Annotated in this window: 8 protein-coding genes; 7 read left to right on the forward strand and 1 reads right to left on the reverse strand. The window is 57.8% G+C overall.

The annotated features are described in order from the left end of the window. Positions 1-140: 140 nt before the first annotated feature. On the reverse strand, positions 141-614 hold the full coding sequence (locus QVO43_RS02260) for a hypothetical protein (protein WP_022486985.1): 474 nt from the start codon (positions 612-614) through the stop codon (positions 141-143). A 382-nt stretch (positions 615-996) separates the two neighbouring features. On the opposite strand from QVO43_RS02260, the gene purE reads away from it, so the two are divergent. The 7 genes from purE to QVO43_RS02295 all read left to right on the forward strand — a co-directional run bounded on the left by purE (position 997) and on the right by QVO43_RS02295 (position 8,203). Beyond that, complete coding sequence (purE, locus tag QVO43_RS02265; RefSeq protein WP_022486986.1) at positions 997-1,500, forward strand: 5-(carboxyamino)imidazole ribonucleotide mutase; 504 nt, start codon at positions 997-999, stop codon at positions 1,498-1,500. Between the two features lie 16 nt (positions 1,501-1,516). Beyond that, the gene (gene purF, locus QVO43_RS02270) at positions 1,517-2,959 is read left to right on the forward strand and encodes an amidophosphoribosyltransferase (RefSeq protein ID WP_022486987.1); all 1,443 of its coding nucleotides are present in this window, start codon (positions 1,517-1,519) and stop codon (positions 2,957-2,959) included. Positions 2,960-2,971: 12 nt separating this feature from the next. Beyond that, positions 2,972-4,027, forward strand: coding sequence for a phosphoribosylformylglycinamidine cyclo-ligase (gene purM / locus QVO43_RS02275; protein ID WP_022486988.1), 1,056 nt, complete (start codon positions 2,972-2,974; stop codon positions 4,025-4,027). Then, positions 4,020-4,631, forward strand: a complete 612-nt coding sequence (gene purN / locus QVO43_RS02280) for a phosphoribosylglycinamide formyltransferase (RefSeq protein WP_022486989.1) — start codon at positions 4,020-4,022, stop codon at positions 4,629-4,631. The genes purM and purN overlap by 8 nt, the downstream gene beginning before the upstream one ends. 15 nt (positions 4,632-4,646) lie before the next feature. Beyond that, positions 4,647-5,246, forward strand: a complete 600-nt coding sequence (locus QVO43_RS02285) for an IMP cyclohydrolase (protein WP_369678666.1) — start codon at positions 4,647-4,649, stop codon at positions 5,244-5,246. Between the two features lie 13 nt (positions 5,247-5,259). Beyond that, the gene (purD, locus tag QVO43_RS02290) at positions 5,260-6,543 is read left to right on the forward strand and encodes a phosphoribosylamine--glycine ligase (RefSeq protein ID WP_022486991.1); all 1,284 of its coding nucleotides are present in this window, start codon (positions 5,260-5,262) and stop codon (positions 6,541-6,543) included. Between the two features lie 148 nt (positions 6,544-6,691). Continuing rightward, a complete protein-coding gene (locus QVO43_RS02295) occupies positions 6,692-8,203 on the forward strand; it encodes an IMP dehydrogenase (RefSeq protein ID WP_022486992.1) in 1,512 nt (503 codons plus the stop codon). Positions 8,204-8,221: the final 18 nt, after the last annotated feature.

Below are 8,221 nucleotides of genomic sequence, written 5' to 3' on the forward strand. Positions count from 1 at the left end.
TTGCGCTTGCGCAATGGTGGTGGGTTAGCAGCTCTCAGGGCTGCGTTTCCCTTCAGGAGCATCTGCCTTTGGCAGATGCTCTCCTTCGACCATTGACCGCTGACAAAAAAATCCTGCTGCAGGCTGCAGCAGGATTTTTTTCACTTCACCTCTTCCACCAGCCTTGCCAGACGGCTCTGGAAGATGTCTCCCTGGGTGATGGCGCTGGCAGGCTTCCACCAGGCCAGGGAATCATTGGGATTGTTCAGGAAGGTCCGGCCGAAGGGGGTTCCGATATCCCGGGGAGAAGCCCAGGAAAACAGGGTCAGGTTGGGTTTGAACACCCCCACCTGTTCCCCGGTGGGAGCCAGGGACCCGGTCATGGGCTGGACAATGGGCCGGAGGGGGATCTTCTGGACCTGGATGGGACGGTAGGGGGTTACAGGAGTGTAAACGGGAGTGGGAATGGGACTGTGATTCTGGAAGCCGCCCACCGGCACCGTGGGCCGGGGCACAGGAGAGCCGATCCGCCCGGGTTTGGGCACCGGAATGGCCCCGGCCGCCAGCGCCGAACCGCAGACGGAAAAGGCCGTAAGGATGGTCAGGAAAAACCGTTTCCAAATGGATTGTTTCATGGGAATCACCTCTTTGGTCCTATTATAGCATATTGGAGGGGCTGATGCACAAAAGGGGGTACGGCGGTCCTGGGCGGGCTGCCCGCTCATCCGGTGGCTGGCGGCTCATTTTGCGGGCGGCCGGGCCTGCCGCCCCTACGGTTGGAGCAGAGTCTCCTATCTTGCCGCCCACCTGGCCACTTACCCACTTACCCACCTGGCTGCCTCTCCCATTTCGAACGATAGTGTAACTTATGTTATAAAAGTTCGATAAAACATTGACAGAGCCCCGGTCCGTTGATAGAATAGGAGTATAAATTATTGTGGTGGTTTGGCTCTGAGAAACTTGAACACTGGCTGTGCGGGCGGTATCAAGGGCCTTTTTTATTGGAGGTGCTCACGAATGAAAGCAGCAATTATCATGGGAAGCAATTCGGACTGGCCGGTGCTGGAACCTGCGGAAAAAACTCTGAAGGAATTCGGGGTAGAGGTGGAAGTAGTGGTGGCCAGCGCCCACCGGACTCCGGAATTGGTACAGGAATTCGCCGCCGGCGCCCGTGACCGGGGTGTGGAAGTCATCATTGCCGCCGCCGGTGCAGCGGCCCATCTGGGCGGATTCATCGCCGCCTTCACCACGGTGCCGGTGATCGGGATTCCCATCAACGCCACCCCTCTCAACGGGATGGATTCTCTCCTGAGCTTCGTGCAGATGCCTTCCGGCATTCCCGTGGCCACCATGGCCATCAACGGGGCTAAGAATGCCGCCATCTTCGCCGTGGAGATCCTGGCGGTGAAGTATCCGGAACTGGTGACCAAACTGGCGGAAGCCCGGGCCAAGATGAAGGAAGAAGTGAAAGCCAAAGGGGAAAAACTGGCTGCTGCCAGAGCCGCCGCTGCCAAAGCATAAGGAAACGGGAGGAACTATGGGGGACAAGTTTTTTGCGGAAGACAAGCTCCATGAAGAATGCGGGGTCTTCGGCATCTATTCCAAGAAAGACGACGTGGCACTGAATACCTACTGGGGGCTGTTCGCTCTCCAGCACAGAGGCCAGGAAAGCGCCGGCATCGCTGTCACCGACGGCCGGCACATGCACATCAAAAAGGGCATGGGATTGGTGAACGATGTGTTCAAGGACGGCCTGAAGGGCCTGGACGGCTGCATTGCCGCCGGCCATGTACGGTATTCCACCACCGGGGCCAGCATGCCCTACAATGTGCAGCCGCTGAAGGTGTTCTATGACGGGGGCAACCTGGCCCTCAGCCACAACGGCAACCTGACCAACGCCGCCCAGCTCCGGAAGGAACTGGCCAACGACGGGGTGGTGTTCCAGACCACCATCGACAGCGAAGTGGTGCTGAGCCTGATCGCCCGGAGCCGGAAAAAGACCCTGCCGGAACGGGTGGCGGAAGCGGCTGACACCATCCGGGGTGCCTTTGCCATCCTCATCATGAACGATGACCAGCTGATCGCCTTCCGGGATCCCTACGGCTTCCGGCCTCTGTGCCTGGGCCGGCTGGACCACGGCTGGGTGGTGGCCAGTGAAACCTGCGCTCTGGATCTGGTGGGGGCCCACTATGTGCGGGACGTGAAGCCCGGGGAAATGATCGTCATCGACAACGAGGAAACAGAACCCAAAAGCATCATGTACAGCACCCACAAACCGGCCCACTGTGCCCACTGTATTTTCGAATACGTGTATTTCGCCCGTCCCGACAGCATCATCGACGGGGAAAGCGTATACCAGGCCCGTCTGAACATGGGACGGATCCTGGCCCGGGAAACCAGGGGGATCAAGGCGGATGTGGTGATTTCCGTGCCCGATTCCGGCACCCCTGCAGCCATCGGCTACGGCCTGGAAGCCGGGATCCCCTTTGTGGAAGGGCTCACCAAGAACAAATACATCGGCCGGACCTTCATCCAGCCCACCCAGAAACAGCGCCTCAATGCGGTGCGGCTGAAACTGAACGCCAACCGGAGCCTGGTGGAAGGGAAATCCGTGGTGATGGTGGATGACTCCATCGTCCGGGGCACCACCAGCGGCAAGATCGTCCAGCTGCTCCGGGATGCGGGAGCCACGGCGGTGCACGTGTGCATCAGTTCGCCCCCTGTAATGGATTCCTGCTTCTACGGCATCGACACTTCCGAACGGAAAGAACTGATCGCCGCCAGCAAGACGGAAGAAGAGATCCGCCAGTACATCAAGGCGGACAGCCTCCATTACATTACCATGGAAGGACTCCGGGCCAGCCTGTCCGTGCTGAAACCCGATGATATGTGCTATGCCTGCTTCAATTCCCATTATCCGGATGGAGCAGATAAAGAAATGAAAAAAGGATCCAAATTACAGTTTGAACTGGGTTGCTAAGGAGGAAACAGCGTGAGCGAGAAAAAGGTCATTACATACGCAGATGCAGGGGTGGATATCGACGCCGGCAACAAAGCCGTGGAACTGATGAAGGACAGCGTCCGGGCCACCTACCGTCCGGAAGTCATCGGGGACCTGGGGGGCTTCGGGGGCCTGTTTGCCCTGGGGAACAAATACCAGGATCCGGTGCTGGTTTCCGGTACCGACGGTGTGGGCACCAAGCTGAAGATCGCCTTTATGATGGACCGTCACGACACCATCGGCCAGGACGCCGTGGCCATGTGCGTCAATGATATCCTGGTCCAGGGGGCGGAACCTCTGTTCTTCCTGGATTACATCGCCACCGCCAAGGTGGAATCCCAGAAAATCGCCGACATCGTCAAAGGGGTGGCCAATGCCTGCAAGGAAAGCGGCTGTGCCCTGATCGGCGGGGAAACCGCTGAAATGGCCGGGTTCTATGCCAAGGACGAATACGACATCGCCGGCTTCAGCGTAGGCGTGGTGGAACGGAGCAAGATGATCACCGGGGACAAGGTGAAGGCCGGGGACGTCCTCCTGGGTCTGCCTTCCACCGGGGTCCATTCCAACGGGTTCTCCCTGGTACGGAAAATCTGCTTCGAAGCTCAGGGCTTCACGGTGGACACCTACATTCCGGAATTCGGCAAAACCCTGGGTGAGGAACTGCTGACTCCCACCCGGCTGTATCCCCGGACCATCCTGCCCATGATCAAAAAATTCGATCTCCACGGTATGGTCCACATCACCGGGGGCGGCTTCTATGACAACATTCCCCGGATCCTGCCGGAAAACTGTGACGCGGAAGTCCATGCAGACGCCTGGGAAGTGCCCGCTGTGTTCAAAAAGCTCCAGGAATGGGGCAATGTTCCGGTGAAGGAAATGTACCGGACCTTCAACATGGGGGTTGGCATGGTGCTGGTGGTGGATCCTTCCGAAGCCGACGCCGTCCGGGCTCATCTGAAAGAAAACGGGGAAACCTTCTACGAACTGGGCCATGTGGTGCCCGGCACCAAAAAGACCGTGATGAAAGGCGGGGTTTTCGGTGACTAAACGGAAAATCGGGGTACTGGTCAGCGGCCGGGGAAGCAATTTCCAGGCCGTGGCCGACAAAATCAAAAAAGAAAACCTGCCCATCGAAATCGCCGTGGTGATCAGCGACAGTCCGGAAGCCTATGCCCTCCAGCGGGCGGAAAAGATGGGGATCCCTCACTGCGCCATTGCCCGTCAGGATTTTGTGGACAAGGCTTCCTTCGAAGCCGCCATTGACAAGACCCTCCGGGAAGCAGGGGTGGAACTGGTGGTGCTGGCCGGATTCATGCGGATCCTCAGCGGAGATTTCGTGAATTCCTGGTACCACAAGATCATCAACATCCATCCGGCCCTGCTGCCGTCCTTTACGGGACTGGATGCCCAGGGACAGGCTCTGAACTACGGGGTGAAGATCGCCGGCTGCACCGTCCACTTTGTGGATGCAGGGATGGATACCGGCCCCATCATCATGCAGGCCGCCGTACCTGTGCTGGACGAAGATACCCATGACACCCTGGCCGCCCGGATCCTGGTCCAGGAACATACCATCCTGCCGGAAGTGGTGAAGCTGTGGGCGGAAGACCGGCTGACTGTAAACGGCCGGAAAGTGAAAATCCGTAAATAAGGAGAACAATCCATGCTGAAAATTCGCAGAGCATTACTGAGCGTTTCTGACAAGACCGGCATTGTGAAGCTGGGCTATTTCCTGAACAACAATAGGGTGGAAATCATCTCCACCGGCGGCACCATGAAGGTGCTGAAGGAAGCTGGCGTGCCGGTGACCTACGTAAGCGACGTAACCGGGACCCCGGAAATGATGGACGGCCGGGTAAAGACCCTGAATCCCAAGATCCATGGGGGCATCCTGGCTGTGCGCAGCAATCCCAAACATATGGAAGACATGAAGAAGAACGGGATCCAGCCCATTGACCTGGTGGTGGTGAACCTGTATCCCTTCCAGCAGACCATTGCCAAACCGGATGTAACCGAAGCCGAAGCCATCGAAAACATCGACATCGGCGGTCCGGCCATGGTCCGGGCTTCTGCCAAGAACTTCCACGATGTGGTGATCATCACCAATCCGGACCGGTATGAAGACCTGATCCACATGCTGAAGGAAAAAGGGGACATCGATCTCCACACCCGGAAAATGCTGGCCCAGGAAGCCTTTGCCCATACGGCGGAATACGATACGGCCATTGCAGCCTATCTGAAGAAGCAGCTGGACAGCGAAAAATAAGGGAGGCCTTAGCATGCAGGTACTGGTAATTGGCGGCGGCGGCCGGGAACATACCCTGGTCTGGAAGCTGGCCCAAAGCAAAAAGGTGACGAAACTCTACGCAGCCCCCGGGAATCCGGGCATGAAGGACCTGGCGGAATGTGTGAACCTGGACATTACGGATCTGAACGGTTTGGCGGACTGGGCGGAAAAGCACGCCATCGATCTGACGGTGGTGGGGCCGGAAGCTCCTCTGGTGGCCGGCATCGTGGATGTGTTCAACGCCCGGGGTCTGACCATTTTCGGGCCCAGTGCCAAAGCGGCGGAAATCGAAGGCTCCAAGATCTTCTCCAAGGAACTGATGGAGAAGTACGGAGTGCCCACCGCCTTCTTTAAAGTATGCGACAACCTGGCAGATGCCAGAGCCTTTGTGGAAGAAAAAGGCGCCCCCATTGTGATCAAGGCAGACGGCCTGGCTGCCGGCAAAGGGGTCGTGGTGGCCATGACCAAGGACGAAGCCCTGGATGCCCTGGATGAAATGATGGGTGCCCACAAGTTCGGCAGCGCCGGCAACCGGGTGGTCATCGAAGAGTTCATGGAAGGGGAGGAAGCCTCCCTCCTGGCCTTCACCGACGGGAAGACTATTGTGCCCATGCTGGCTGCCCAGGACCATAAACGGGTGAACGACGGAGACCAGGGGCCCAACACCGGGGGCATGGGGGCTTACTGCCCGGCACCGGTAATGACCGACGCCCTGAAGGAAAAGACCGTGAAGGAAGTGCTGCGGCCCATTGTGGACGCCCTGGCCAAGGAAGGACGGCCTTATTCCGGCTGCCTGTACGCCGGTCTCATGATTAAAGGGGACAGCGTGAAGGTGGTGGAATTCAACGCCCGGTTCGGGGATCCGGAAACCCAGGTGGTGCTGCCCCTGCTGAAAAGCGACCTGGCAGAGATCATGGTGGCTTGCGCCAAAGGCACCCTGAAGCCTGAAATGGTGGAATGGAGCGACAAGTCCGCCGTGTGCGTGGTCATGGCCAGCGGCGGCTATCCCGGATCCTACAAAAAGGGTCTGCCCATTACCGGCCTGAAGGCTGCAGGAGCCATGGAAGACGTGGTGGTGTTCCACGCCGGTACCCGGGAAGAGGATGGGAAAATCCTCACCAACGGAGGCCGTGTGCTGGGGGTCACTGCAGTGGCTGACAGCATCCCTGCCGCCCAGCAGAAAGCCTATGACGCGGTGGACAAGATCCACTTCGACGGAGCCCATTTCCGCCAGGACATTGCCTGGAGAGCTCTCCGCCGGCTGAAGACGAAATAAGATGATGTTACAGACCGCAGAAGTATTCCAGCCCCTGCGGTCTGTTTCCGTAACAGATAGACTTCTGAAGGAAAAAACCAGAAAAACCTGTTGCATTTGTGACAGACTGGTGCTAAAATGAGAAAAATATTTCAAAGGGGGATATACAATGGCTTTTATCTATGATGAACCTGCCCATACTTTCAGCGAGTATCTTTTAGTTCCTGGATATTCTTCCAGCGAATGCATTCCGGCAAATGTGAGTCTGAAGACTCCGCTGGTGAAATTCAAAAAGGGTGAAGAACCGGCTCTGACCCTGAATATTCCCCTGGTTTCCGCTATCATGCAGTCCGTTTCCGACGACAACATGGCCATCGCCCTGTCCCGGGAAGGGGGCATCTCCTTTATCTACGGGTCTCAGACCATCGAAAGCGAAGCCGCCATGGTGGCCCGGGTCAAGAGCTTCAAGGCCGGGTTCGTGGTCAGCGATTCCAACCTGCGTCCGGACAGCACCCTGGCCGATGTACTGGCTCTGAAGGAAAAAACCGGTCACAGCACCATGGCTGTTACCAGCGACGGCAGCAAGAACGGCCATCTGGAAGGGATCGTTACCAGCCGTGACTACCGGATCAGCCGGATGAACATGGAAGATCAGGTCAAGAACTTCATGACTCCGGTGGCTGACATGGTGGTGGGCAGCAGCGACATCACCCTGAAACAGGCCAACGATATTATCTGGGAACACAAACTGAACACCCTGCCCATTATCGACAAAGAGGGCAACCTGATGTACATGGTGTTCCGGAAAGACTATTCCACCCACAAACAGTATCCCCTGGAACTGCTGGATGGCCAGAAACGCCATGTGGTAGGCGCCGGCATCAACACCCGTGACTATGAACAGCGGGTACCGGCCCTGGTGGAAGCCGGTGCGGACGTACTGTGCATCGACTCTTCCGAAGGTTACAGCGAATGGCAGAAACGGACCCTGAAATGGATCCGGGACAAATACGGTGATTCCGTCAAGGTAGGGGCCGGCAACGTGGTTGACGCGGAAGGCTTCCGGTTCCTGGCAGAATGCGGCGCTGACTTTGTGAAGATCGGTATCGGCGGCGGCTCCATCTGCATCACCCGGGAACAGAAGGGTATCGGCCGGGGCCAGGCTACTGCCGTTATCGAAGTGGCCAAGGCCCGGGACGAATACTACAAGGAAACCGGCATCTATGTGCCCATCTGCTCCGACGGCGGTATCGTGTACGACTACCACATGACCCTGGCACTGGCCATGGGCGCCGACTTCCTGATGCTGGGCCGGTATTTCGCCCGGTTCGACGAATCCCCCACCAACAAGGTGAACATCAACGGCACCTACATGAAGGAATACTGGGGCGAAGGTTCCGCCCGTGCCCGGAACTGGCAGCGGTATGACCTGGGCGGGGACAAGAAGCTGTCCTTCGAAGAAGGGGTGGATTCCTACGTTCCTTACGCCGGCGGCCTGAAAGACAACGTGAACCTGACCATCTCCAAGATGCGGTCCACCATGTGCAACTGCGGGGCTCTCACCATCCCCGAACTGCAGAAAAAGGCCAAACTGACCCTGGTATCCGCCACCAGCTTGGTGGAAGGCGGGGCACACGATGTGCTGCTGAAAGAGAATTCTTCTTCCAATTATCCGAAATGATGCGGGTGAAAGGGCTGT

This window comes from Acidaminococcus sp. CAG:542, assembly GCF_000437815.1.
Taxonomy (GTDB): Bacteria; Bacillota; Negativicutes; order Acidaminococcales; family Acidaminococcaceae; genus Acidaminococcus.